Annotated in this window: 19 protein-coding genes; 4 read left to right on the forward strand and 15 right to left on the reverse strand. The window is 69.3% G+C overall.

Annotated elements, in window-relative coordinates; genetic code table 11:
* Nucleotides 1–89: 89 nt before the first annotated feature.
* From D892_RS0139180 to D892_RS0139200, 5 genes are all read right to left on the reverse strand, one after another.
* Nucleotides 90–2540 carry a [protein-PII] uridylyltransferase gene (locus tag D892_RS0139180; RefSeq protein WP_051499405.1) on the reverse strand — a complete coding sequence of 817 codons (2451 nt, stop codon included), beginning with the start codon at nucleotides 2538–2540 and terminating at the stop codon, nucleotides 90–92.
* Between the two features lie 243 nt (nucleotides 2541–2783).
* Nucleotides 2784–3122 carry a P-II family nitrogen regulator gene (locus D892_RS0139185; protein WP_024806477.1) on the reverse strand — a complete coding sequence of 113 codons (339 nt, stop codon included), beginning with the start codon at nucleotides 3120–3122 and terminating at the stop codon, nucleotides 2784–2786.
* Between the two features lie 4 nt (nucleotides 3123–3126).
* Nucleotides 3127–4473 (reverse strand): ammonium transporter, encoded by a 1347-nt coding sequence (locus tag D892_RS0139190; protein WP_024806478.1) that lies wholly within the window; start codon nucleotides 4471–4473, stop codon nucleotides 3127–3129.
* A gap of 217 nt (nucleotides 4474–4690) precedes the next feature.
* Nucleotides 4691–6256: a signal recognition particle-docking protein FtsY gene (gene ftsY, locus D892_RS0139195; RefSeq protein WP_024806479.1), complete on the reverse strand. Its 1566-nt coding sequence runs from the start codon at nucleotides 6254–6256 to the stop codon at nucleotides 4691–4693.
* 187 nt (nucleotides 6257–6443) lie between these two features.
* Nucleotides 6444–6851 (reverse strand): RpiB/LacA/LacB family sugar-phosphate isomerase, encoded by a 408-nt coding sequence (locus D892_RS0139200; RefSeq protein ID WP_024806480.1) that lies wholly within the window; start codon nucleotides 6849–6851, stop codon nucleotides 6444–6446.
* 163 nt (nucleotides 6852–7014) lie between these two features.
* Here D892_RS0139200 and D892_RS0139205 point away from each other — a divergent pair, with 163 nt between their 5' ends.
* Nucleotides 7015–7404, forward strand: coding sequence for a DUF2237 family protein (locus D892_RS0139205; protein WP_024806481.1), 390 nt, complete (start codon nucleotides 7015–7017; stop codon nucleotides 7402–7404).
* A 425-nt stretch (nucleotides 7405–7829) separates the two neighbouring features.
* Here the strand turns inward: D892_RS0139205 and D892_RS0139210 are convergent, their stop codons facing one another.
* From D892_RS0139210 to D892_RS43265, 3 genes are all read right to left on the reverse strand, one after another.
* The gene (locus tag D892_RS0139210) at nucleotides 7830–8657 is read right to left on the reverse strand and encodes an alpha/beta fold hydrolase (RefSeq protein WP_024806482.1); all 828 of its coding nucleotides are present in this window, start codon (nucleotides 8655–8657) and stop codon (nucleotides 7830–7832) included.
* A gap of 65 nt (nucleotides 8658–8722) precedes the next feature.
* Nucleotides 8723–12334, reverse strand: coding sequence for a chromosome segregation protein SMC (gene smc, locus D892_RS0139215; RefSeq protein ID WP_024806483.1), 3612 nt, complete (start codon nucleotides 12332–12334; stop codon nucleotides 8723–8725).
* A 177-nt stretch (nucleotides 12335–12511) separates the two neighbouring features.
* Complete coding sequence (locus D892_RS43265; RefSeq protein WP_024806484.1) at nucleotides 12512–13150, reverse strand: DUF1707 domain-containing protein; 639 nt, start codon at nucleotides 13148–13150, stop codon at nucleotides 12512–12514.
* Nucleotides 13151–13318: 168 nt separating this feature from the next.
* On the opposite strand from D892_RS43265, the gene D892_RS0139225 reads away from it, so the two are divergent.
* Nucleotides 13319–14548, forward strand: a complete 1230-nt coding sequence (locus D892_RS0139225) for an acyl-CoA dehydrogenase family protein (RefSeq protein ID WP_024806485.1) — start codon at nucleotides 13319–13321, stop codon at nucleotides 14546–14548.
* A gap of 2 nt (nucleotides 14549–14550) precedes the next feature.
* Nucleotides 14551–15678: an acyl-CoA dehydrogenase family protein gene (locus D892_RS0139230; protein ID WP_024806486.1), complete on the forward strand. Its 1128-nt coding sequence runs from the start codon at nucleotides 14551–14553 to the stop codon at nucleotides 15676–15678.
* 356 nt (nucleotides 15679–16034) lie between these two features.
* Here the strand turns inward: D892_RS0139230 and thpD are convergent, their stop codons facing one another.
* The 6 genes from thpD to D892_RS0139260 all read right to left on the reverse strand — a co-directional run bounded on the left by thpD (nucleotide 16035) and on the right by D892_RS0139260 (nucleotide 20984).
* On the reverse strand, nucleotides 16035–16916 hold the full coding sequence (thpD, locus tag D892_RS0139235) for an ectoine hydroxylase (protein ID WP_024806487.1): 882 nt from the start codon (nucleotides 16914–16916) through the stop codon (nucleotides 16035–16037).
* A 19-nt stretch (nucleotides 16917–16935) separates the two neighbouring features.
* Nucleotides 16936–17328 carry an ectoine synthase gene (locus D892_RS0139240; protein WP_024806488.1) on the reverse strand — a complete coding sequence of 131 codons (393 nt, stop codon included), beginning with the start codon at nucleotides 17326–17328 and terminating at the stop codon, nucleotides 16936–16938.
* Nucleotides 17329–17331: 3 nt separating this feature from the next.
* Complete coding sequence (gene ectB / locus D892_RS0139245; RefSeq protein ID WP_024806489.1) at nucleotides 17332–18594, reverse strand: diaminobutyrate--2-oxoglutarate transaminase; 1263 nt, start codon at nucleotides 18592–18594, stop codon at nucleotides 17332–17334.
* Nucleotides 18591–19058: a diaminobutyrate acetyltransferase gene (ectA, locus tag D892_RS0139250; protein WP_084161427.1), complete on the reverse strand. Its 468-nt coding sequence runs from the start codon at nucleotides 19056–19058 to the stop codon at nucleotides 18591–18593. Before ectA ends, ectB begins: the two co-directional genes overlap by 4 nt.
* Before the next feature lie 191 nt (nucleotides 19059–19249).
* Nucleotides 19250–20278, reverse strand: coding sequence for a HAMP domain-containing sensor histidine kinase (locus tag D892_RS0139255; RefSeq protein WP_024806491.1), 1029 nt, complete (start codon nucleotides 20276–20278; stop codon nucleotides 19250–19252).
* The gene (locus D892_RS0139260) at nucleotides 20265–20984 is read right to left on the reverse strand and encodes a response regulator transcription factor (RefSeq protein WP_024806492.1); all 720 of its coding nucleotides are present in this window, start codon (nucleotides 20982–20984) and stop codon (nucleotides 20265–20267) included. Before D892_RS0139260 ends, D892_RS0139255 begins: the two co-directional genes overlap by 14 nt.
* Nucleotides 20985–21468: 484 nt before the next feature.
* Between D892_RS0139260 and D892_RS0139270 the strand changes: the two genes are divergently transcribed.
* A complete protein-coding gene (locus tag D892_RS0139270) occupies nucleotides 21469–22698 on the forward strand; it encodes an Ig-like domain-containing protein (protein WP_024806493.1) in 1230 nt (409 codons plus the stop codon).
* A gap of 362 nt (nucleotides 22699–23060) precedes the next feature.
* Here D892_RS0139270 and D892_RS0139275 read toward each other — a convergent pair whose 3' ends face one another.
* Nucleotides 23061–23954 (reverse strand): potassium-transporting ATPase subunit C, encoded by an 894-nt coding sequence (locus D892_RS0139275; RefSeq protein WP_024806494.1) that lies wholly within the window; start codon nucleotides 23952–23954, stop codon nucleotides 23061–23063.

Raw genomic sequence — 23954 nt, forward strand, 5'->3', positions numbered from 1 at the left:
CCGAAACGAATACCAGCAAATCTCACGCAACGATCTGGTTAACCAGCAAATGACCGGTTTGCCGAAAAATCGGGAGCCGGGGCGATCGGTCAGTAAATCTCGTCCGACCCGGTATCGATGTCCGTTTCGGCCGGTTTCTGCGGTTCCGGCTGGGGAACCACCGCCAGCAGCGCGGCCTCGATCTCCGACCGCCGCTGCGGGGTGTCGCCGCCGCCGAGGTCCAGGCAGAATGCGTCGACCACGGCCGACCCCATGGTGACCACCTTCGCCCACAACACGCCGACATCCGCGGCGGCCAGGACCGCGGCCAGCCGGCTGAGCAGCCCGATCCGGTCCTCGGCGCGCAGTTGCAGCAGCACCTGACCGGGCACGGCGGTGTCGGTCCAGATCAGCCGCGGCTGCGCCTGGGCATACGGGCTGGTCCGCGCGCCCGCGTCGCGCTCCTTCTTCACCAGTGCCTTCGCCAGGTCCAGCTCGCCCTGCACGGCCCGGATCAGCTCCTGGCGCAGCAGCCCGGCGTCGGGCGGATCGCCGAACATCGGCGTGACCACGAACCGGTCGATCGCCACCTCGCCGGAACCACCCAGCGAGGCCGACAGCACACGCAGCGAATGCATCGCCAGGACACCCGCCGCATCCGACAGCAGGCCCGGCGTGTCGGGTGCGATCACCGTGACGACGTGGGTGTAGCGGCCGTCGCCGGGGACCAGGTCGACGTGCACGCCACCGGCCTCGGCCCGCGCCAGCAGCTCGGCGTCGATCGGATCCGGTTGCGGCAGCGGCTCGCCGGCCATCGCCAGCCGGCACCGGCGCGCCAGCTCCCCGATCAGCGACGCCTTCCAATCGCCCCAGACGCCCGGACCGGTCGCCAGCGAGTCGGCCTCGGCGAGGGTGTGCAGCAGGTCCAGCAGTTGCGGGTCGCCGTCCAGCGCGTCGACGACCATCCGCACGGTGTCCGGGTCGGCGACGTCGCGTCTCGTCGCGGTGTCCGGCAGCAGCAGGTGATGCCGGACGATCGCCGATACCGCGCGCACGTCCGACGGCCACAGCCCCAGCCGGCGGCCGATCTGGGTGGCCAGCTCGGCGCCCACGACGCTGTGGTCCTCGACGCGGCCCTTGCCGATGTCGTGCAGCAGCGCGCCCAGCAGCAGCAGATCGGGGCGGGCCACCCGCGTGCTCAGCACACCGGCGTAGGCGACGGTCTCGACCAGGTGCCGGTCCACGGTCCAGATGTGCGTCGGGTTGCGCGGCGGCAGGTCGCGCACGGCGCCCCACTCCGGAAACATCCTGCCCCACAGCCCGGTTCGGTCCAGCGCCTCGATCGCGTCGACGGTGCCGCGCCCGGTGCCCAGCAGGATCAGCAGATCGTTCAGCGCCTCCCGCGGCCACGGCTCGCGCAGTTCGGGCGCGTCCTCGGACAACCGGTTCAGCGTGGTCGCGGCCATCGGCAGCCCGGTCTGCGCCGAGGCCGCGGCCACCCGCAGGATCAGCCCGGGATCCTTCTGCGGGCGGGCATCACGCGCCAGCACCACCTCACCCGCGTGCTCGACCACCCCCTCATCGAGTGGTCGGCGCACCGGCATCCGGCGCAGGCGCGCCAGCCCGCGCCGGGGCAGGGCATTACCGGCGGTCCGCAGCCCGACATCGACCGAGTAGCCGACCGTGCGGGCCGCGTCGCTGAGCGTGCGGGCCAGGTCGAAGCGGTCGCCGATGCGCAGCGCGGCGCCGATCTCGTCGGCGTCCTGGGCGCGCAGCTGCTCGCGGGGGCGGCGGGCCACCCGATGCAGTTCCGTGCGCACGTCCAGCAGCCTGCGGTGTGCCTGTTTCATGCCGCCGCCGGGAACATCCGGGCCGAGCCCCGGCATGGCGTCGGTCAGCTGGGCGATGGCCAGGGCGTCCAGCAGCTGGATGTCGCGCAGGCCGCCGCGGCCGTTCTTCAGGTCCGGCTCGGCGCGGTGGGCGATCTCGCCGCCCCGCCGCCACCGGGCGTGCGCCTGTTCCACCAATTCGCCGAAGCGGGAACGGATTCCGGTGCGCCACTCCCGGCGCACCCCGCCGATCAGCAGATTGCTGAGCTCCTCGTCGCCGACGATGTGCCGGGCCTCGAGCATGCCGAGGGCCGCGGTGAGATCGTCGGACGCCACCCGCAGCGCCTGCGGCACCGTGCGCACGCTGTGGTCCAGTTTGATGTGGGCGTCCCAGAGCGGATACCAGAGCTGATCGGCCACCTCGGCGACGCGCTGCGGATCCACGTCGTCGTGCAGCAGCACCAGGTCGAGATCCGAATACGGCAGCATCTCCCGGCGGCCCAGCCCGCCGACCGCGACCACCGCCAGGCCGCTGTCGGCGGTGATGCCCAGTTCAGCGCCCTTGCCGGTGAGCCACAGATCGTGCAGATCGACCAGCGCCTGCCGCAGGGATTCGGCGTCCAGGCGCGGATTGCGGGAGTCGCCGCCGTCGAGCAACTGATCTCGTGCCCGCACCAGATCCTTTGCGCCGCCGGGAAGTTCGTCTCTCGCCTGCAAACCCACAACCACCACCCATTCTCATCTGCGCGTCCGCCGTGCGGGACGCCACCCGCATCCCCGCGCCGTGCTCCGCGGACGGGGACGACATGCGGGCGGCCCCGCCCCGGCCGTCGCTCGGCCGGAGACGGGGCCGCCGTTCGCTGCTGTGTTCGCCACGGCGGGCACGGATCCCGCCCGTGGATTCCCGGCGGAGGCGGCCGCCCGTGGCTGCCGCCTCCGGGCCGGACGCTTCCGCCGGGCCATCATCTGTGGTTCCTACAGCGCGTCGGCTCCCCGTTCGCCGGTCCGGACGCGGATCACGGCGTCGACCGGGGTCACCCACACCTTGCCGTCGCCGATCTTGCCGGTGCGGGCGGCCTCGACGATCACCTCGACGACCTTCTCCACGGAGGCGTCGTCGGCGACCACCTCGACCCGGACCTTCGGGACGAAGTCGACGGAGTACTCGGCCCCGCGGTAGACCTCGGTGTGCCCCTTCTGCCGACCGTAACCCTGTACCTCGCTGACGGTCATGCCCAGCACGCCCGCCTGCTCCAGGCCGCTCTTGACGTCCTCGAGCGTGAAGGGTTTGACGATTGCGGTGATCAGTTTCATTGCGTTACGCCTCCTTGACGGCGGTCCGTGCCGTGCCACCCACAGCAGCGAAATCGTATGCCGTTTCCGCGTGCTCCGACTCGTCCATTCCCTGGAACTCGTCCTCTTCGCTCGCGCGGAGGCCGATGGTGAACTTGATCGCCAGCGCGATGATCGCGGTGGCCACGCCGGAGAAGATCAGCACCGCGAACGCGCCCACGGCCTGCTTACCCAGCTGATCGAAACCGCCGCCGTAGAACAGCCCCTCGACACCGGCGGGCGCCTCGGCGGTGGCCACCAAGCCGACCATCAGGGTGCCCACCAGGCCGCCGACCAGGTGCACGCCGACGACATCGAGCGAATCGTCGAACCCGAAGCGGAACTTCAGGCCCACCGCCAGGGCACACAGCGCGCCGGCGACGATACCGATGGCCAGCGCGCCGACCACGTTCACCGACGAACACGACGGGGTGATGGCGACCAGGCCGGCCACGATGCCCGAGGCCGCGCCCAGCGAGGTGGGCTTGCCGTCGCGGATCTTCTCCACCACCAGCCACGCCAGCATGGCCGCCGCCGTCCCGATCGTGGTGGTCACGAAGGTGGCGCCCGCGATGCCGTTGGAGGCGGTCGCCGAGCCGGCGTTGAAGCCGTACCAGCCGAACCACAGCAGACCGGCGCCGAGCATCACGAACGGCAGATTGTGCGGACGCATCGGGGTCTTCGGCCAGCCCTTGCGCTTGCCGAGCACGATGGCCAGCACCAGGCCCGCGATACCGGCGTTGATGTGCACCGCCGTACCACCGGCGAAGTCGATGGCCTTCAGCTTGTTCGCGATCCAGCCGCCGTGCTCACCGGTGATGCCGTCGAACGAGAACACCCAGTGCGCCACCGGGAAGTAGACGATCGTGGCCCACAGGCCGGCGAACAGCAGCCAGGAACCGAACTTCAGGCGGTCGGCGACCGCACCCGAGATCAGGGCGACCGTGATGATCGCGAACATCAGCTGGAACGCCACGAACACGGTCAGTGGAATCGTGCCGGACAGCGGTATCGCGGCCGGTGCCGCCGGATCGGTGGTGGCCAGATAACTGCCGCCGAAGATCGATTTCAAGCCGAAGTACTGACCGGGGTCACCGAACAGATTGCCCTTGTCGTCGCCGAAGGCCATCGAGAAGCCGTACAGCGACCATAGGACCGTGATCAGGCCCATCGCACTGATGCTCATCATGATCATGTTGAGCACGTTCTTGCCGCGCACCATGCCGCCGTAGAAAAACGCCAGGCCAGGTGTCATCAGTAGCACGAGCGCCGAACTCGCCAGCATCCATGCGGTGTCACCGGTGTTGGGTTCACCGATTACGGGAAACGCCACCTTTGTTCCTCCTCATCTCGGGCTCCGCCGATTCCGGCAAAACGAGCCTGCAGAGTAGGGTCCTCAGTCGGTGTTTCCTCCGTGGCGCAGCGATGTTTCCGCTGGGTGAACGGATGAACTTACAATGTTGCCACCATGTTTCGTGATGTTCACCACATCACTTCTCGCCCTGCCGGAACCTTGACCATACGCGGTCCGGGGACGATATCTTCGCAGGTCAGCCCAGCAAGGCGTCGACGAATGCGGTGGGTTCGAAGGGAGCGAGGTCGTCGGCGCCCTCGCCCAGGCCGACCAGCTTCACGGGCACGCCGAGCTCGTGCTGAACCTGGAAGACGATACCGCCCTTGGCGGTTCCGTCGAGCTTCGTCAGCACCACGCCGCTGATGTCGACGACCTCGGCGAACACCCGGGCCTGGGCCAGGCCGTTCTGGCCGACGGTGGCGTCCAGCACCAGCAGCACCTCGTCGACGCCGGAGCGGCCCGGGGTCGCGGACAGTTTGCGCTCGATGACCCGCTTGACCTTGCCCAGCTCGTCCATCAGGCCGGTCTTGGTGTGCAGGCGGCCGGCGGTGTCGACCAGCACCACGTCCACGCCGTGATCGATGCCGGCGCTGACCGCGTCGAACGCGACGGACGCCGGATCGGCGCCCTCCTTGCCCCGCACGGTGTCCGCGCCGACCCGCTCGCCCCAGGTCTGCAACTGGTCGGCGGCGGCGGCGCGGAAGGTGTCGGCGGCGCCGAGCAGCACCCGGCGGCCGTCGGCGACCAGGACCCGGGCCAGCTTGCCGGTGGTCGTGGTCTTACCCGTGCCGTTGACGCCGACGACCAGGAGGATCGACGGATGCTCGTCGTGCGGGAGCGCCCGGATCGACCGGTCCAGCTCCGGCCGCAGCGCCTCGACCAGCACGTCGCGCAGCACCTGGCGGGCCTGCTCGTCGGTGCGGACACTGCGCGAAGCCATCTCCTCGCGCAGCCGCTGCACGATCGTCGTGGTGGCGGCGGTGCCCAGGTCGGCCATGACCAGCGTGTCCTCGATCTCCTCCCAGGAGTCCTCGTCGAGGTCGCCGCCGCCGAGCAGGCCCAGCAGGCTCTTGCCGACCGCGTTCTGCGAGCGGGACAACCGGCCGCGCAACCGGGTCAGGCGGCCCGCGGTGGGCTCGATCTCCTCGAGTTGCGGCGCGGCGGGCTCGGATCCCGCGCCGGGCTCGGCCTTTTCGGCAGGCTCTGCGGCGGGGGCCTTCTCGGTAGGCGGCGCGGTGTCCTCAGCCGCCGCGGTGCCGGTCGGAGTGCCGGCGGGTGCCGCGGTGTCCGACGGAGCGGTGCCATTGGGCGTCACGGCCGGGCCGCCGCCGTCGGCGGGGGTGGTCTCGCTGGGGGCGGCGGTCGCCGAGCCGGCACCGTTCGTACCCTGCTCCCCCTGCTCCCCCGATGCCTCCGCGTCCTCGGCGGTGTCGGGCTCGGGCAGCCGGACGTCGGTGATGGTGCGGCGCGGCGCGTCACGCGGGACGGCGGCGTCGTCGCCGACGTGGGGCTGGCCCTCGTCGTCGGTCCGTTCCGACGGTGCGGGTTCCGGGCGCTCCGGCGCCACCGTGCCCGCCCCGCCCTGGCTGAAGCTGAATCCACCGGCCGCCTGGTACCCACCCGACCGGTCGGTCAGCTCCTGCTCGGGAGCGGACGAACTCAGCGTCACCCGGCGGCGCTTGTACAGGACGAATCCGGAAACGAACGCCACCAGCAGCACGGCGGCGATCGCGGCGATCAGAATCCAAGCTTGCGCAGTCACGCCCCCATCCTTACAGAACGCCCGGTTACACCTGCGGGGCGGCAGATCGCGGCGCGGCGACCGGCCCGTTCAGCCGCCCGGGCTTTTCCGACACACCCAGGGCCACGGGCACGCCCAGTGCCCGGCACGCGCTCGGACGGTTTACCTGAGTCCGGGAGACCGCCCGACACGAGGACGGGGAACGGTTTCAGCCGAGGCGGTTGTAGTTCTCGGCCTCGGAGGCATCCGGATCCGTAGTGAGAAATGCCTCCATCATCTCCTCGGCCACCGTGGGCGAGGTCAGCCGGAGGCCGAGCGCCAGCACGTTCGCGTCGTTCCAGGTGCGGGCGCCCGCGGCGGTGGCGCGGTCGGTGCACAGGGCCGCGCGCACGCCCGGCACCTTGTTCGCGGCGATCGACACGCCGGTGCCGGTCCAGCAGCACACCACGCCGCGGTCGGCCAGGCCCTTCGCCACCGCCTCGCCGACGCCGCCGCCCGCCTCCGGCCACGCGATGTCCTCACCGACCACCACCAGCTGGTGGCCCTGGGCGATCAGCCACTCCTTCATGTGCTCGGTCAGCGCGGTGGACTCGTCGGTTCCGAAGGCGATCCGCATGCCCCGAGGGTACGTCCACTAGCACACAAGATCGTTCCCGCCCAGAAGGACACGCCGACATAGGCCCGATCGGGCCATGTCAACTACCGACCGGTCTGCTCGTCTAGGCACCACGCGGCGGAAGGCTCGGCGAATCCGATACCGAGACAATAGGATCGGCGGCGTGACCGATCGAAATGTGCTTGGGGGACCGCTGGAGGAGTGTGGCACCGATCCTCTCACCGGCTTCTACCGGGACGGTTGCTGCAGCACCGGACCCGAGGACCTTGGCAGCCACACGGTGTGCACCGTCGTTACCCAGGAGTTCCTGGAGCACCAGAAGTCGATCGGCAACGATCTGATCACCCCGCGCCCGGAGAACAACTTCCCCGGCCTGCAACCCGGCGACCGCTGGTGCGTCGTCGCGGTCCGCTGGCTGCACGCCCACGAGGACGGCGTCGCCGCCCCCGTCGTGCTGGCCGCCACCCATGAGAACGCCCTCGAGGTCGTCCCCATGGACACGTTGCGCAAGTACGCCGTCGACGTCCCCGACGACGTCAGCGACCTCCTCTGAGCGCTCCCGAGGCCCCCTCGCGCGGTCCCGAGTTCCGGAGCAGGACGGAGCAATCCTGCTTCCCGGCGACGCACCGGCCGGAATCCTGACCGCCGCCGGCGCGAGCCGCACAGGGGTCGGACGGACCGTGCCCTGCGCCCGCGCATCTCGAGACGATCGTCACGATATGCCGGACCCGGGAATCGACCCGAGCTATCCGGCCCGCCCGGAGCGTGCCGACGAGACGCTACGGCCGCCGCGTCCAGCCATGCTGGTGGCAGTAGGCGACGCGATACGCGGCCGGCATGGGCCGCGCCCGGAACAGCTCGATCAAACCCTCATGTCGGTAGGAACGGCATGCTGCGGACAGTACGCGGAGGCACCGACAAGTTCCCTGCGGACGAGGCCGCGAAACCCCGAGGGGCACAGAAATTCTGGACGGTCGGCTAAGCGGTCGGGGTCCGCGCGTCCAGCCAGGAGCGGACCTCGTGCATGAGGGCGACCGGCTGGTCGTAGTGGATCAGGTGGTTCGCGCCGGGGACGAGCCGGGCGGTCGAGCCGGGGATCAGCTGTTGCAGCCGGTGGGCGCGGTCGGGCGGGATCCAGGCGTCCTGTTCGCCCCAGACGATGTGCACCGGAATATCGATCTCGCCCGCGCGATTCTCGTTGTCGCGCAGGAACTTCTCGTCGTACTGGGCGATCTGCCGGTAGAAGGCCGGCTGCCCGTCCGGGCCGGTCCACGGCTCGACGAGGGCGTCGAGAATTCCGGCCGGAAGATCCGTCGCGCTCGCGTTCCCGATGTACGCGCGCACGAGCGCCCGGTGGATGTAGTCGGGCAGCTGAGCGAGCAGATCGGGATTCTCCTGGACGAACCGGAAGAACGGCGACCCGCTCGGCGGAATCGCCACCACATCGATCAGCATCAGCGAGGCGTAGGCGGCCCGCTCGGTCAGATGCGCCTGCAGCGACACCGCCCCGCCGTAGTCGTGGGCGATCACATGCGGCTCCCGCACACCCCAGTGCTCCAGCAGCGCCGCGAAAGCGGCGGCCTGCGTACCGAAGTCGACCGCGTGCGCCGCGTCCTTCGAGGAGCGCCCGTAGCCCGGCATATCCCACACGTGGACCGTGAAGTCGCGCGCGAGTGCCTCGGCGAACGGGTGCCACAGCAGCGAGGAGAACGGCGTGCCGTGACAGAAGACGACATCGGGCCCGCTGCCCCGGGTTGCGTGCGCGATCCTGCGGCCCTGCCAGTCGAACGTCCGATCGAGATCCATATCGGGCAGCGTATAAGGTACCGGTTGCCCCCGCGTAGCGGGGAAACGGTCCGGGCCGCATCCGTTCAGCTCGGTGCGCCCACCAGATTCTCGCCGCGCATCCGCTGCGAGATCACCTGGGTGATGCCGTCGCCGCGCATGCTGGCACCGTACAGCGCGTCGGCGATCTCCATGGTCGGCTTCTGGTGGGTGATGACGATCAGCTGCGACTTCTCCCGCAGCTGCTCGAACAGTCCGATCAGCCGGCGCAGGTTGGTGTCGTCCAGCGCCGCCTCCACCTCGTCCATCACGTAGAACGGCGAGGGCCGGGCACGGAAGATGGCCACCAGCAGGGCGACCGCCGTGAGCGACTTCTCCCCACCGGACAGCAGCGACAGACGCTTCACCTTCTTGCCCGGCGGGCGGGCCTCCACCTCGACGCCGGTGGCCAGCATGTCGCCGGGCTCGGTGAGCAGCAGCCGGCCCTCGCCGCCGGGGAACAGCTTGGCGAACACCTCGACGAACTCGCGGGACACGTCCTCGTAGGCCTCCGCGAACACCTGCAGGATGCGCGCGTCCACCTCGGCGACGACGTCGAGCAGATCCTGCCGGGCCTTGCGGACGTCCTCGAGCTGGGTGGACAGGAAGGTGTAGCGCTCCTCGAGCGCCGCGAACTCCTCCAGCGCGAGGGGATTGACCTTGCCGAGCGTCGTCAGATCCTTCTCGGCCCGCTTGGCGCGGCGCTGCTGATCGGCGCGGTCGAACGGCATCGGCTGGGGCGGGCTGACCTGTTCGCCGCGCTCCTTGGCCTGCTCGTACTCCTGCATCTCCAGCGCCGTCGGCGGCATCGGCACATCCGGGCCGTATTCGGCGACCAGATCGTCGAGGGCCAGGCCGAACTGTTCGGCGATGGACTGCTCCAGCTGTTCGATCCGCAGCGCCGCCTCGGCGCGGGCGACCTCGTCGCGGTGCACGGCATCGGTCAGCTGCGCCAGCTGGGTGGTCAGTACGCGCACCCGCTCCTTGGTCTGATCCACCTGGGTCGCGCATTCGGTGCGGCGGCGCACCAGATCGTCGCGGCGCGCGGACGCCTCGGACACCACGGTTTCCAGCTCCGCGGCGACCCGCTCGGCGGATTCGGCGACGACCGCGGCCACCGCGGCGGCACGACGCCGGGCGGCCTGGGCGCGTTCGGCGCGGGCCCGGGACTCGCGTTCGGCGCGGGCGGCGCGGCGCAGCGAATCCGCCTTGCCGCGCACCGATTCCGCACGCTCCTCGGCCGTGCGCACCGCCAGCCGGGCCTCCACCTCCATCGACCGGGCCTCGGCGAGGGCCGTGGCGGCGTCCTCGCGCTCCTGCCCGGAGGTCTCGCTGCCGGCCTCGGCGTCCGAATCCAGCTCGGACTGTTCGGATTCCGCGTGCCGCAGCCGGTCCTCGAGTTCGGCGAGCTTCGCCAGGTTCTCGTCGCGGGCGGTCTCCGCGTCGGCGCGCTGGCTCTCCAGCCGCCCGCATTCGGTCTGTGCGGTGCGAGCCGTCTCCCCGAGCCGCCCGAGCCGGTCGTAGATCGACACCAGCGCCTGATCGGATTCGTGCAACGCCAGCAGCGCCTGGTCGGCGGCCTCCTTGCGGTCGGTCTGCTCGGCCTCCGCGCCCGACAGCGCCGCCTCGAACTCCTCGGAATGCCGCTGCCAGGACGCCAATTCGGCGGTCGCGGCGTCGATATCGGCCTGGATCTCGAGTTGGCTCGGGGCACGGTCGGAGCCGCCGACCAGCCAGCCGGTGCCGGTGAGATCGCCGTCGCGGGTCACGATGCGCAGTTCCGGACGCGCCGCGAGCACCTCGGCGGCGGCCGGGAGATCGTCGGCCACCGCGGTTCCGGCGGTCAGCGCGTCGACGGCGCCGCGCATGTCGTCGGGACAGTCCACCACGTCGGCGAGCCAGCGCGCCGAGCCGGGCAAGGCCGGCCGCCCGCCCGAATCCGCCTGCCGCACACCGCCGAACACCAGCGCGACGCGGCCACCGTCGGCCTCCTTCAGCGCGCGCAGGGCGGCGTGCGCGTCGGTACCGGTGCGCGCGGCCACCGCGTCGGCGAGCGGCCCGAGCGCCGCGGCGACGGCGGCCTCGTACCCGCCGTGCACCCGCAGCAGGCCCGACAGCGGCCCGAGCAGCCCGTCGGTGTGGTGCTCCAGCAGCCAGGCTCCGCCGTCCTTGCGGGAGAACCCCATGGTGAGCGCCTCGATCCGGGCGGTCAGCGAGGCCACCTTCTTACTCGCCTCGCGGTCGGATTCGCGCAGTTCGGTGACCCGGCGTTCGGCCTGCTCCAGTGCCTGCGCCGCATGTTCGTAGGTGGCGTCCAGGCTTTCCTCGCCCGCGTCGAGCTCGCTCAGTTCGGCCTGGACGGACTCGAATTCGGCCTCCGCGGCCTCGCCGCGCTGCCGCGCCTCCACCAGCGCGGTGGACAGCCGGGTGATGTCGGTATCGGCCGACTGGGCCCGGGTGCGCAGATTGTCGACCTGACCGGACAGCCGGGCCAGACCCTCGCGCCGGTCGGCGATCGCGCGCACCGCGGCCAGGTGGGCCTGCTCGGCGGCCTTCGCCGCCTGCTCGCGGTCGTGCAGCTGGTCGCGGGCCGCCTCCAGGGTGGCGGTGGCCACCTCGACGGCCTCCAGCAGTTCGGCCTCCTCGGCCTCGACCCGCGTCGCCTCGGCCTCCAGCTGGTCGGGGTCGCGCCCGGAGCCGGTGGGCTGTTCGATGGTCAGATTGCGGGCCCGGTCGTGGGCGATCCGGATGGTGGCGTTGACCCGCTCCACCAGCGCCGACAGCTGGAACCAGGTCTGCGCGGCCGCCTCCGCGCCGGGGGTCAGCCGGGACAGCTCGTACTCCTGTTGCGCCAGTGCGGCATTGGCGGCATCCAGCTCGGCCTGCACATTGATCTGCTGTTCGCGGGCGTAGGACTCCTTGCTCTGCTGGCTCTCCAGCTCGCGGCGGCGGGTCACCAGGTCGTCGGCGGCCAGCCGCAGCTTGGCGTCGCGCAGCTCGGACTGCACGGTGGCGGCCCGGCGCGCCACCTCGGCCTGCCGGCCCAGCGGCTTGAGCTGGCGGCGCAATTCGGTGGTGAGGTCGGTCAGCCGCGCCAGATTGGCCTGCATGGCCTCCAGCTTGCGGACCGCCTTCTCCTTGCGCTTGCGGTGCTTGAGCACGCCCGCCGCCTCCTCGATGAAGGCGCGGCGGTCCTCGGGACGCGATTCCAGGATCGCCGACAGCTGGCCCTGGCCGACGATGACGTGCATCTCCCGGCCGATTCCGGAGTCGGACAACAGCTCCTGCACATCCATCAGACGGCAGGAACTGCCGTTGATCTCGTATTCCCCGGCGCCGTCGCGGAACATCCGGCGGGTGATGGACACCTCGGAGTAGTCGATGGGCAGCGCACCGTCGGAATTGTCGATGGTCAGCGTCACCTCGGCGCGGCCCAGCGGCGCGCGGCCGGCCGTCCCCGCGAAGATGACGTCCTGCATCTTGCCGCCGCGCAACGCCTTCGCGCCCTGCTCACCCATCACCCAGGTGAGCGCATCGACGACGTTCGACTTGCCCGAGCCGTTCGGCCCCACCACGCAGGTGATGCCCGGCTCGAAGCGCAGGGTCGTCGCGGACGCGAAGGATTTGAAACCCTTCAGCGTCAGACTCTTCAGGTGCACAGCAGGCCAATCTACCCGCTGGCCGGGGGTTGCCCCGCGTATGCCGGAGCGCGATGTCGGTCGAGGATATTGCCGACGCCCCACCGTCGTCCCCTCGCGGCCACTCTCACCAGGAGAGACGGCTCGACCCGGCCGATTGCCGCAGGGTGCCCGGGGGCGGCCGATCCGGCGGCGAGGTCACCGGACGCGGCCGTCGGGCACGGAATGGACCGGCTGTGGCGCCGAGGCGGCGGGCCGCCCGTATCCAGTAGCGGCGGGCCGCCCGTATCCAGTAGCGGCGGGCCGCCCGTATCCAGTAGCGGCGGGCCGCCCGTATCCAGTAGCGGCGGACTGTCCGTATCCGGTAGCGCCCGAGCGCGAGCGGCACCCGGTCACACCCGGCCTCGGGGGACGGGGGCCGGCCTCCCATCCGGTGAGGACGCGGAACACGAGGACCGCGCCCCACGGTCCGATCACCCAGATCGGCCACGGATAGGTCAGCTCGCCCACACCGATCGAGACCATGCCCCAGATCGCCACGCACAGCAGACCGACCCCCAGCCAGGCCGTGCCCTCGATGCGCTGCCAGATCGGCACGCGGGCAGACCTTTTCGAGGATGTGGCGGTATCCGCGTGCCCGTCGCGCCGATCCGGCGGCTCCGGCAGGTCCGACAGCACCAGCCGCAGGTCGTCGCGCGTGACGGTGGCGTACACCCGCGCGACGCGTTCGTCGTATTCGGTGAGATCGAGGCGTCCCTCACTCAGATGCCGGGCCAGCAGATCGACCACCTGCCGACGCTCGGCATCGGAGGCGCGGGTGCCGGTTGCGATGTCCATGGCACGTGATCCTGTCGACGAGTCCGATATTCCAAAGTGGAACGTAGTAGAGATAGAATGCGCCCTCCACAATGGAATGTCAAGGGGGAGATTAAGTTAACGACCATTTGCATTCAGCGTCGAGTAAATGAGAAGGTGAAACTCCGTTTATCGCACAAGGAGTTCTTCGTGGATCTGGACTGGTCGCCCACCGATCTGGCGTTTCGCGACGAGGTACGGGCGTTTCTGGACGAGAACCTGACCCTCGAGCTTCGCCGCGCCGGGCAGCTCGCCACCAGCGTCTACCCGGACCACGAGGCCAGTATGCGGTGGCAGCAGATTCTGCACGCCCGCGGCTGGGCCGCGCCGGCCTGGCCGGTCGAGCACGGCGGCTGCGACTGGAGCATGACCCAGCACTACATCTTCGACCGGGAGTCGATGCTGGCCGGCGCGCCCGCGCTGTCGCCGATGGGGATCAAGATGGTGGCGCACGCGATCATCGCGTTCGGCACCGACGAGCAGAAGTCGTATTACCTGCCGCGCATCCTCACCGGTGAGGTGTTCTTCTGCCAGGGCTACTCCGAACCGGAGGCCGGATCGGACCTGGCGTCGCTGACCATGGCCGCCGTCGACGACGGCGACGACCTGGTGTGCACCGGTTCCAAGATCTGGACCACCCATGCCACCGAGGCCAACTGGATCTTCTGCCTGGTGCGCACGGCGAAGCTGGAGCGCAAGCAGCAGGGCATCACCTTCGTGCTGATCCCGATGGACTCCCCCGGGATCCAGGTGCGCCCGCTGGTGATGACCTCCGGCGAACAGGTGCAGAACCAGGTGTTCTTCGATCAGGTCCGGGTGCCGAAGAAGAACGTGCTGGGCCACATCGACGACGGCTGGACCGTCGCGAAGTATCTGCTCAACTTCGAACGCGGCGGCGCGCTCGGCCCGATGCTGCAGGTGCTGGCGGAAGCGCTGGCGGGGCAGGCGAGTGCGCAGCCGGGGCCGAACGGCGGTGCGCTGCTGGACGATCCGGCCTTCGCGGCCCGGCTCGCCGACGCCCGGATCCGCGCCGACGTGCTGGAGATCCTGGAATACCGCACCATGGCGGCGATCTCGCAGGGCAGGAACCCGGGGCCGGCGGCATCGACGCTGAAGATCCTCGGCACCGAGCTGAGCCAGCAACTGACCGAGCTGGCGCTCTCGGCGGCGGGCCCGCGCGGCCGGGTCTACCAGCCGCACGCCACCATGCCCGGCGGCCCGATCGCCGACTTCGCCGCACCCGACGACGGCTACCTCAGCGGCGCCGAATGGCAGGCGGTCGCACCCCAGCGCTATTTCAACGACCGCGCCGGCTCGATCTACGCCGGCAGCAACGAAATTCAGCGCAACATCATCGCCAAGGCAACCCTGGGACTGTAGAGATGGACTTCGAATACACCGCCGAACAGCAGCTGCTCCGCGATACGGTCACCGAGTTCCTGGCGGCCCGCTACGACCTCGAGAAGAGCCGCACCGCCGCCCGGCTCGGCACCGGATGGCAGCCGGAGATCTGGCGCGCCTTCGCCGAGGAGGTCGGCATCCTCGGCGCCAGCCTGCCCGAGGAGGCCGGCGGCTTCGGCGGCGGCGCCGTCGAGACGATGGTGATCGCCGAGGCGCTGGGCGGCGCGCTCGTGGTCGAGCCGTACGTGGACACTGTGGTGCTGGGCGGCGGGCTGCTGCGCCGCGCCGGCGGCGAGCGGGCCGCGGAACTGTTGCGCGGCATCGTATCCGGCGAGGTCGTCACGGCCTTCGCCGCGCTGGAGGCCGAGTCGGGCTACGACGTGCTGCGGGTGTCGGCCGCCGCGCGGCGCGACGAGGACGGCTGGCTGCTCGACGGCGCGAAGGTGGTGGTGACCGGCGCCCCGCTGGCCACGCACCTGCTGGTGACGGCCCGGACACCCGGAACCGACGGTGTGTCGCTGTTCGTCGTCGACGCCGGTGCCGCCGGGCTCACGCAGCACCCGTATCGCACCATCGACGAGCGCCGGTCGGCCGACCTGGTGTTCGAGGGTGTGCGGGTACCCGCCGACGCGCTGCTGGGAGCCGAAGGGGGCGCGGACGATTCGCTCGCCCTCGCGGTGGACGAGGCGATCGCCGCCATCGCGGCCGAGGCGGTCGGCGGCATGCGCAAGGTGCTCGCCGACACCGTGGAGTACGCCAAGCAGCGCCGGCAGTTCGGCGTGCCGATCGGCAGCTTCCAGGTGCTGCAACACCGCATGGTGGATATGCACCTCGAACTCGAACAGGCAATCGCCGCAACGTATCTGATCACGCTGAAGCTGAACACCGAGCCCGCAGAACGGGCCCGCGCCGCGGCCGCGGCCAAGGCCACGGTGGCCCGCGCCGCCCGGTTCATCGGCCAGCACGCGGTGCAGCTGCACGGCGCCATGGGCATGACCGAGGAACTGGCCATCGGCCATTTCTTCAAGCGGCTCACGGCGATCCAGCACGAGTGGGGCACGGCCGACCACCACATCGCCCGCTACGCGGCGCTCACCCGCCCGCAGTAGGCCCGGCACAGCGTTTTTCGCGGTTTTTCGCATCCTGGCGGGCCCGCACGGCACCCGGGCCCGCCAGGATTTCGTGTCTCCGGACCGGGCGGCACCACTCGCCATCGATACGCAAGGCGCACACGTCGATAGGCAGGGCGCACGTCGATAGGCAGGGCGCACGTCGATAGGCAGGGCGCACGTCGATAGGCAGGGCACACAGGTGATGTCGCACGACAAGGCACCGCCCGGCTCCGAGGGAACGGGCGGCGCCTCGTCGTTCGGTGCCCGGTCACGGGTGTGATGCGCTCGCTCTCCGCGAGCGGGCACCGGTCTGTCGCGTCACGTCCCGATCCGGGGCGTGCGACGCGGGTCGGTCACCGGACGGGCTCGATGTCCCGCTCGGCGATGTATGTCGGTCGGTATTCCGTCGCGGCGTACGGGTCCTGCAGGGCGTTCTCGACGCTGTTGAACACCAGGAAGATGTTCGAGCGCGGGAACGGCGTGATGTTGTTGGTCGATCCGTGCATGATGTTCGAGTCGAACAGCAGCGCGGATCCGCGCGCCCCGATGAACTGGGTGATGCCGTGCTTTTTCGCCAGCTCGGCGATCTCGGCATGCGACGGCACACCGATCTCCTGTTCCCGCAACGACTCCCGATAGTGCTCCTCCGGGGTCTCGCCCCGGCACGGCACGAAGGTCCGCTGCGAGCCCGGCATCACCATCAGGCTGCCGTTGAAGGCGTAGTTGTCGGTCAGCGCGATCGACAGGCTCACCGCACGCGGTGACGGCATACCGTCCTCCGCGTGCCAGGTCTCGAAGTCCGAATGCCAGTAGAATCCGGCGCCCTCGAAACCAGGCATGTAGTTGACCCGGCTCTGGTGGATGTACACCTCCGAGCCGAGCACCTGGCGGGCCAGGCCCACCACGCGCTCGTCCCGGACGAGATCCGCGACCGCCCGGCTGATCTTGTGTACCTCGAAGATCGACCGCACCCGGTTCGCCTTCTTCTCGGTGATCACTCGTTCGTCCAGGCGCAGTTCCGGGTCGGAGGCCAGCCGATCGACCTCCGCGGAGAAGTCGGCCACCTCCTCCGGCGACAGTAGCTGATCGATGATCGCGTACCCGTCGGCGTCGAAGTTCGCCAGCGAAGGCGAGGTGATCCGGCCCCACACGGTCGGATCGTTGCGGTCGATCGGCGGCACCTCGGTGATGGTGCGCGTGCGATACCGATCGATTCGACTGTCGGCCAACGTCATCGCGGTGTTGTCCTCCTAATTACTCAGGAACGGCGACCAACGGGTAGACGCCGTTCTCGTCGTGCACCTCCTGGCCCGTAACCGGCGGGTTGAACACACACAGCGCACGCATCCGCGTTTTCGTCTCGACGCGGTGGCGTTCGTGCCCGTTCAGCAGATACATGGACCCAGGACCCAACTCGTACCTGACATCGTTGTCGAGGTCGTAGAGGGTGGCCTCACCCTCGATCAACCACACCGCCTCGACGTGGTTGGCGTAATGGAACACGTGCGAGGTCCCGGCCTCGATCGTGGTCTCGTGGAAGGAGAAGCCGACGCCGTCTCCGCCCAGAATGATCCGCTTGCTGCGCCACTGGGCGTCCGCCACGTCCCGGTCGGTGCCGGTGATCTCGTCGGTGGTGCGCACGATCATGGGTCAGTTTCCTCCTCGGGCCTTGTCGACCGCCGCGCCCAGAATGCTCAGGCCGTGGTCGAGCTCGTCATCGGTAATCGTCAGCGGTGGCAGCAACTTGACCACCTCGTCCTCGGCGCCGGAGGTCTCCACCAGGAGCCCCTGCTCGAAGGCGATGCGGCTCACCTTGCCAGCCTCCGACGGCTCGTCGAACACCAGGCCGTGCACCAGTCCGCGACCGCGGGTGGACACGCCCTCGTAAGTATCCGACAGATCGCTGAACGACCGGTGGATTCGGGCGCCCTTGGCCGCCGTCGACTCCGCCAGCCGGCCGTCGGCCCAGAAGTTCTCCAGCGTCGCGGTGGCGGTCACGAAGGCGGGATTGTTGCCACGGAACGTGCCATTGTGTTCACCGGGTGCCCACTGATCCAGCTCCCGACGCATCAGCACCAGCGCCAGCGGCATCCCGTAGCCACTGATCGACTTCGACAGCGTGACGATGTCGGGGGTGATGCCGGCGATCTCGAAGGAGAAGAACGGCCCGGTGCGGCCGCAGCCCATCTGCACGTCGTCGACGATCAGCAGAATGCCACGCGCGGCACACAATTCGGACAGCCGCTTCAGGAACTCCGCGCGCGCCACGTTGACGCCGCCCTCGCCCTGCACGGTCTCCACGATCACCGCGGCCGGCTTCTCGATGCCCGAGGAGCTGTCGTCGAGGGCCTTCTCCATCCAGGCCAGCTCGTCGCCGTCCAGGTAGCCGTCGTAGGGCATCGGGTTCACGTACGTCAGCGGCACACCCGCGCCGGCGCGCTTGGCCGCGTTGCCGGTCACCGACAGCGCGCCCAGTGTCATGCCATGGAAGGCGTTGGTGAAATTGAGAATCGTGGTGCGCCCGGTGACCTTGCGGGCCAGCTTCAGCGCCGCCTCCACCGCGTTGGCACCCGTGGGTCCGGGGAACTGCACCTTGTAGTCCAGCCCGCGCGGATTCAGCAGAACGCTGTCGATCGTCTCCAGCAGCTTCTGCTTGGCCACCGTCGACATATCCAGGCCGTGGGTGATGCCGTCACGCGCGATGTAATCGATCAGCGCCTGCTTCAGCACGGGGTTGTTGTGCCCGTAGTTCAGCGAACCCGCACCGGCGAAAAAGTCCAGAAAATCACGGCCGCTATCGTCGCGGATCCACGATCCCTGGGCCGTGTCGAACAGGGTCGGCCAGGACCGGCAGTAGCCGCGGACATTGGATTCGAGTTCTTCGAAAATGGTCATCTCAGCGGTCGTCGTCATCGATGATCCTCTCGTGTGGTATGCGCCACCTCGTGCAATGGCGCGATCCGGTACAGGTCCTCGGATTCGTGACCGTCCGGAAAGTCTTGTGGTTCGAACAGTGACTCTCGCGTCAGCTCCGCGCCCCGGCGCCGCGCCAGCGCGGCGAACATCGCCTGCGAGGCCTCGTTGTCCGGGGAAATAGTGGTCTCCAGTATCGAAACTCCGTGTTCGGCAACGTTTTCTACCAGCTGTTCCAGCATAGCCACGCCCAGTCCGCGACCGCGGAAGGCATGGTCGACGGCAACCTGCCAGACGAACACCGTCCCCGGCGCCTCCGGCCGAAGATATCCGGTGACGAATCCCGCGATTTCCGATCCGATTTCGGCGACCACGGAGGTTGCCCGAAAGTCTCGGCACCACAGGATGTATGCGTAGCTGGAATTTACGTCCAGGACTTTGGAATCGACGGCAATACGCCACATCGGCGCCCCGTCACCAAGCCGCGGCGTCCTGATCACCGCTGGCGCAGAGTCGTCCCGGGTTCTTTCGCCACCGGGAGAAGGGGAACCGAAAGACGCATCCCGCGTTCGGGTCTCTATCACCCTTCCAGAATTGCCGCCGAACTTTGAGGGCAGCTGGTCGAACACTTTACGGTTACGTTACAGCAGTATAATCAGTGAATTTCGTCACACGCCGGTAGGCGTACGAGGAAACGCGCACCACCCCCTGGTCGATCCGTACATTCCACCGTTCCCCCGTGTGCGGCAACGGTTTCGGCGACGAGCGCCAATCCGATGCCGGTTCCCGAGACGGTGCGGCGTCCGCGGCGCACCGTCACGAAACGTTCAAATATGCGCTGCCGATCCTCCGGCGCCACCCCCGGCCCGTAGTCGTCGACGGTGATCACCACCTGCGCGCCCCGCCGATCGACCCCGACGCCCATCACGCCGCCCCCGTGCCGGTCCGCGTTCTCGAGCAGATTCACCAGCGCGCGTTCGAGTTCCAGCTTGCGCCCGGTCACGGTGGCCTCGGCGGAGATGGTCAGCAGATCCGGCGGATAGCGCAGATCGTTGAGGGTGTGGGTGAGGAGGTCACGCACCGACAGCGGCTCGGCATCGGCGCGGTGCATGCGCGCCTCCGCGCGCGCCAGCGCGAGCAGATCGTCCAGAAGCCGCCGCAGATGTTCCAATTCGGCCCGGACCAGCACCAGCGCCTGGCGCGACCGTTGCGGAAGTTCGTCCTCGTAGCGGGACATGACGCCGACGCTCGTGGTGAGCGTCGTCAACGGGGTACGCAGTTCGTGACTCACGTCACCGACCAGCCGTCGCTCCCGATCGATACGCCGTTGCAACGAATCGACCATGGTGTTGAAGGCGTCCACGGTCGGGGCCAGATCGGGGTCGTCGGTGTCCGGGAGCCGGGTGCCGAGTTCGCCCGACGCGATACGCGCCGCCGTGCGGGTCATCCGCTGCAACGGTTCCAGGAGACGCCGCGACATCCACCACGCGAAGGCGATGCCGACCGCGATCCCGCCGGCCACGCCGCCGGCCAGCGTTCCCCAGAAACCGAGGTCCAGCACGAACACCGCCACCACCAGCAGCGCCGACACCAGCCCCGACATCACCGCGAAGACGAAAACGACTCGGCCACGCAGGGTTTGCCGACCGGGCAGGCGCAGTTTCCGAAGATCAGCGCTGGACATCGAGGCGGTAACCGAGCCCGCGCACCGTCACGACGATGCTGGGCTCCGAGGGATCCTGCTCGATTTTCGTGCGCAACCGGCGCACGTGCACGTCGACTATCCGCTCGTCACCGAAAAAGCCCTGATCCCATACCTTTTCGAGCAGCACGCTCCGGGACAGGACCCGGCCCGGCATCTCGGCGAGCTCGCACAGCAGCCGGAACTCGGTGAGCGTCAGGTGCAATTCCTCATCGCCGCGGCGCACCGTGCCGCCATCGGCCGACAACACCAGCGGCGCATCGGGATCGGCGTCCAGCACGACCTCCTGCGGTGCGGGCGGCTCCTCCGGTTCGGCGAACTGCTGGGCGCGGCGGCGCAGCGCCCGCATGCGCGCGGTGATCTCCTTGATCTCGAACGGCTTGGTGACGAAATCGTCGGCGCCCGCCTCGAGAGCGGCCACCACATCGTGAGTATCGTCACGCGCGCTGACCACTATTATCGGGACGTCGTGATCGCGACGGATCTCACGGATACAGGAAAATCCGTCCATCTCCCCGAGCATGAGGTCCACTATCATCACATCCGGCGCACCGTTGTCGCGCAGATGCTCGAGGGCGTCCTCGGCCTCCTCGGCCTCCTCGACGTCGTAACCCTCGTCCTCCATGGCCAGCCGCAAGGCGCTCCGGACCCGGTCGTCGTCTTCTACGATCATCAGGTTCGCGCTCATGCTGTTTCCTTTCGGGCATGACCGGGGCCCTCCGTGGTGACGCTCCGCTGCCGCCTCCGGGCCTGACCGCTCATGCTGTGTCCTCTCGGGCATGACCGGGGCCCTCCGTGGTGACGCTCCGCTGCCGCCTCCGGGCCTGACCGCTCATGCCTGTACCTCGCCGGCGCCCGACTCCGGCCCGGCCGCCACCGCGGCTGCGCCCTCGACCGCGGGGGCGGCGGTGCCGATGCGTCCCTCGCTGTGCTCGCTCATAGATTTCTTCCCTGGCAGGTTCCCCGCCGGATATCCCGCCGCCCTGGTGGTGCGGTCGGGGACGGCAGAGAACGGTACCTGGGATACCCGCTCAACATGTTCGTAAACCTGCGGCAACACCTCGGTGTGCCGCCGTCGTCCGTCTGCCCGTAAACTACCCGCGAAGACAGTTAGGCGATGGTGCGCTGCGGGGGACTCGCTCGGCAGGCGCACGGCGAGCGCAGGAGACACCATGTCAGGTCGCCGCTGCCGATTCGGTATCGCAACGGGTGTAATAGCCCTGGTGACGGTGCTGATGGCCGCGTGCTCATCCTCGTCGGGTTCCGGTTCGAAACCGGCCCCGGCGACACCGGGTCCGGCCGCGCCGGTGATCTCGGTGACACCGGCGACGGACAGCGAGGATGTCGACCCCTTAGGCAAGATCGAGGTGTCCACCTCCGACGGCATTCTGACGTCGGTCAGCATGACCAACGAACAGGGCAAACCGGTGGAGGGGATTCTCACACCGGACAAGACCGCTTGGAAGCCGACCGGTCCGCTCGGATACGGCCATACCTACGATGTTACCGCGCAGGGTGTGACCATCAGCGGGCCCAGCGGACCCACGAAGGCATCCTTCTCGACACTCACGCCGAGCAATCAGACCAAGGCGTATCTGACCACCACCGGCGGTCTCCCCCTGGCCGACGGCGGTACCTACGGCGTCGGCACCGTCGTCGTCGCCCACTTCGACGAGCCGATCCAGGACCGCGCGGCCGCCGAGAAGCGGCTGAGCGTGACGTCCGATCCGCCGGTGCAGGGCTCGTGGTACTGGCTCGACGATCGCAATGCGCACTGGCGGCCGCAGCAGTACTGGCCCTCGGGCGCGAAGGTGACGGCGTCGGCCAACCTGTTCGGGGCCGATCTGGGGTCCGGCATGTACGGCCAGGAGGACTCCAAGACCACCTTCACCATCGGCCCGTCGCATGTGGCGATCGCCGACGACAACACCCATCAGGTGCAGGTGTTCGAGAACGGCAACCTGATCCGCACCATGCCCACCTCGATGGGGCGCGGCGGCAGCGAGCAGGTGGGCGGCAAGACCATCTACTTCAATACGCCGTCGGGCACGTACACGGTGATGGACAAGGGCAATCCGGTCACCATGGACTCCGCCAGCTACGGGCTGCCGGTGAACTCCCGGCTGGGCTACAAGGAAGAGATCAACTGGGCGACCCGCATCAGCGCCGACGGTATCTACCTGCACCAGCTGGATTCGACGGTGTGGGCGCAGGGCAGCCAGAACCTCTCGCACGGCTGTCTGAACCTCAGCGGCGAGAACGCGAGATGGTTCTTCAACTGGGTGGTCCCCGGCGATGTGGTGGAGGTCCGCAACACCACCGGCCCACCCCTGCAGTCCTGGGACAACGGCGACTGGACCATCCCGTGGGAGGAGTGGCTGGCGGGCAGCGCGCTGCACTGAGGTAGCGCTGCCGCGTCAGCCCGGCCGGGTGTGGGCGACCCGAATCGCGTGGATCCCCGCGGCATTGTCGGCGGACCGGCCGTGCCGCAGGCACAGCAGCCGCGTTGTTCGCCTGTCCGCCACGCGATCTCGTTTCCCCGACGTTGTATCAACCGCGTGCAGACGAGCATCGCACGGCAAGGTCTCGTGCACATGCCGCACGGCCGCCGATGGCCCGCGGCTACGGGCCACGCCCGAAGATCTGCACCGGCACCCGGACGGCCATCCGCCCAGGGCACCGGTGGGCGCCGACCACCATGTCCGGCGAAAAGCAAAGGCCGCCTTCATCGTTGGATGAAGGCGGCCTGCCGTGGTGAGGACGTTCAGCTCTCGGCCGGGTACCTCCCGTCCAGGTCCAGGTTCAGCTCCAGGACGTTCACCCGGGGCTCACCCAGGAAACCGAGGTCGCGGCCGTCGGTGTGGGCGGCGACCAGGGTTCGAACCTCGGCCTCGGAGATGGTGCGGGCCTTGGCGATCCGGGCTACCTGGATGGCCGCGTACTCCGGGGAGATGTGCGGGTCCAGGCCCGAGGCGGAGGTGACGACCGCGTCCGAGGGGACCGGGGACTCGGCCGGGGCGTCGCCGCGGACGGGCACGATCAGGCCGGCCGAATAGTCCTCGCCGATCTCGGCGCATTCGACCTTCACGCCCTTGTAGCTGCCGAGGAACGGGGTGGCCGGGCACGCCTCGTTGACGCTGACCACCTTGGTGGGATGCTCGACGCCGCCCTGGGCGTCGCGCGGGCCCAGCACCGACAGCACGGCGCCGACGCCGCCGGGTGCGCAGAACGGCCGGCTGCCGTCGACACCCTCGCGTTCGCCGATCGTCTTGCTGCGCTGACACACCTGCGTCAGCAGGCTCTGGTCGGCGTCGTCCGGATTCGCCGCCAGGGTGTCGACGATGCTCTCCGGACCGAGGTTGGTGAAGCTGGTCGAGGTCGGGTCGTAGCCGTCGCCCTCGCCCGACGACGACGGGCGGCTCTGAAAGTATTGCGCCAGCGCGTTGCCGTTGCCGTCGGTGAACGACTGCCCGATCAGCGACGAGCCGACCACCTTGCCGTCCCGCTCGAGCAGCGAGCCGTCGGCCTCGTCGTGCAGGCCGGGCAGCTGAGCGACCACGAAAACCGCCACGGGATAGACGATTCCGGTGATCACCGTGAGCACCAGCAGCGCGCGCAGCGCCGCGATGTGTTGCCGGATCCAGGTTGACATGCGCAT

The organism is Nocardia sp. BMG51109 (assembly GCF_000526215.1).
GTDB lineage: Bacteria > Actinomycetota > Actinomycetes > Mycobacteriales > Mycobacteriaceae > Nocardia.

Excerpts from the sequence above, each read along its gene's own strand:
- D892_RS0139185 (WP_024806477.1), bottom strand. The coding sequence starts at position 3,122 with ATGAAACTGATCACCGCAATCGTCAAACCCTTCACGCTCGAGGACGTC.
- D892_RS0139200 (WP_024806480.1), bottom strand. The coding sequence starts at position 6,851 with ATGCGGATCGCCTTCGGAACCGACGAGTCCACCGCGCTGACCGAGCAC.
- D892_RS0139210 (WP_024806482.1), bottom strand. The coding sequence starts at position 8,657 with ATGGATCTCGATCGGACGTTCGACTGGCAGGGCCGCAGGATCGCGCAC.
- D892_RS43265 (WP_024806484.1), bottom strand. The coding sequence starts at position 13,150 with ATGGACATCGCAACCGGCACCCGCGCCTCCGATGCCGAGCGTCGGCAG.
- D892_RS0139230 (WP_024806486.1), top strand. The coding sequence starts at position 14,551 with ATGGACTTCGAATACACCGCCGAACAGCAGCTGCTCCGCGATACGGTC.
- thpD (WP_024806487.1), bottom strand. The coding sequence starts at position 16,916 with ATGACGTTGGCCGACAGTCGAATCGATCGGTATCGCACGCGCACCATC.
- D892_RS0139240 (WP_024806488.1), bottom strand. The coding sequence starts at position 17,328 with ATGATCGTGCGCACCACCGACGAGATCACCGGCACCGACCGGGACGTG.
- ectB (WP_024806489.1), bottom strand. The coding sequence starts at position 18,594 with ATGACGACGACCGCTGAGATGACCATTTTCGAAGAACTCGAATCCAAT.
- ectA (WP_084161427.1), bottom strand. The coding sequence starts at position 19,058 with ATGTGGCGTATTGCCGTCGATTCCAAAGTCCTGGACGTAAATTCCAGC.
- D892_RS0139255 (WP_024806491.1), bottom strand. The coding sequence starts at position 20,278 with ATGTCCAGCGCTGATCTTCGGAAACTGCGCCTGCCCGGTCGGCAAACC.
- D892_RS0139260 (WP_024806492.1), bottom strand. The coding sequence starts at position 20,984 with ATGAGCGCGAACCTGATGATCGTAGAAGACGACGACCGGGTCCGGAGC.
- D892_RS0139270 (WP_024806493.1), top strand. The coding sequence starts at position 21,469 with ATGTCAGGTCGCCGCTGCCGATTCGGTATCGCAACGGGTGTAATAGCC.
- D892_RS0139275 (WP_024806494.1), bottom strand. The coding sequence starts at position 23,954 with ATGCGCATGTCAACCTGGATCCGGCAACACATCGCGGCGCTGCGCGCG.